General features: G+C 48.0%; 1 protein-coding gene. It reads left to right on the top strand.

Annotated features, from left to right (window positions below; translation table 11 throughout):
- Nucleotides 1–16: 16 nt before the first annotated feature.
- A partial coding sequence (locus B7Y67_RS17950) for a UvrD-helicase domain-containing protein (RefSeq protein WP_293599797.1) occupies nt 17–1,452 on the top strand: 1,436 nt, incomplete at its 3' end.

The following is a 1,452-nucleotide window of genomic DNA, read 5'->3' as shown; positions in this document are numbered from 1 at the left end:
CTTGCAAGAAGAGTGCATGCAAGATTGGTGGGGCGATTTACCTGCTGATCTTAAAAAACACTATGACGTGTTACTCAAAGAGTTTGGAGCCTTTGAAACTGACAAGTTCTTGATGGGTAATTACAGTCTCTTTAAGCAAAGGGGCGCTTGGACATTTTTCTTGGCTGCTTGCAAGGCTAAGGGCATTAGTCCAGTCGACGCATTAGCACAATGCTTACCCCATTTATCTTTGCCAAACCCGCTAGAAGAATTTTGGCTACGCCCTGGTACTGCAGAAGATTTACAAGTGATGCTCGATTGCTTTAGTAATGGCACTGCTACTCAAAAGAAAAGGGTGCCGCTGATTCAGAAGGCGATTTCGCTTCATGCGGCTGGAGACTCTGTCATGGAAATTGCAGATACATGGCAAAGCTGCTTCTTAACCCAAAAGCGCACTCCAGCGGACGATATCGCCAATATGTCCTCGCCCATGCAGAAGCATCTGGCTGCGACTGGTGGCGACCCGATGCAGATCACCTCCATACGAAATGCTTGGGTAGACGCCTATCAGGCATGGTTTCCTTGGCAGAATGATCAAGATGCTGATGCAATCAACACTGCTTGGTTTGCAATGAGTGAAGTCATGCTGGGTCATATGCAAAAAGCAAAAGAGTCCATGCGTGTGCGTGACTTTGATGATTTAGAGATTGGTGTGAGCCAGTTAATGGCTGATCCGTCTAATGCTGCTTATCTTCAAGCAAGACTAGATGCCAAGTACAGTCACATTCTGATTGATGAGTTTCAAGACACTAATCCGCTGCAATGGCAGATTCTGCGATCCTGGCTCGAAGGTTATGGACAAGATGGCTCACGCCCCAGCGTCTTTATTGTGGGAGATCCGAAGCAGTCGATCTATCGTTTCCGGCGTGCTGACCCCAGACTATTTACTAGTGCCAAGAAGTTTTTGGAAGCGACCATGCAGGCTAGGTATTTGGAGAAGAACACCACCCGCAGAAATGCCGACGCAATCAACAATGCCGTCAACAACATCTTTTTATCCCAATCCCTCCCTACAAGTTACCAGTTCTCTAAGCAGAGTACAGATTGGAAGCCGCCATTAGAGGGTATGGCTAAACCAGAATATGCTGCCAAAGGCGAGGCAATGTTATTGCCACTGATTGAGCGCAAACAAGAGGATCAAGCTGAACGCACCGGTAGTGCTCTGGACAGTCCAATTGAGGATTTGGGACTGACTGTTGGAGTGCAACAGCGCTATTGGGAGGGTCAACAGGTAAGTCGCCTGATTCATCATGTTCTGGCAACACGCCAAGTGATTGATAAAACAGATGGCAAAGAGTATTGGCGACCAGCAAGGGCTAGTGACTTTATATTGCTCGTCAAGCGCCGAGCCTATTTGCCGCAATTTGAGCGAGCACTACGCGAAGCGGGCTTAGCTTACGACAGCTCCCGCTT

It is taken from the genome of Polynucleobacter sp. 35-46-11 (assembly GCF_002281105.1).
Note: the sequence above shows the minus strand (reverse complement) of the source record. Positions and strands in the feature narration are given on the sequence as shown.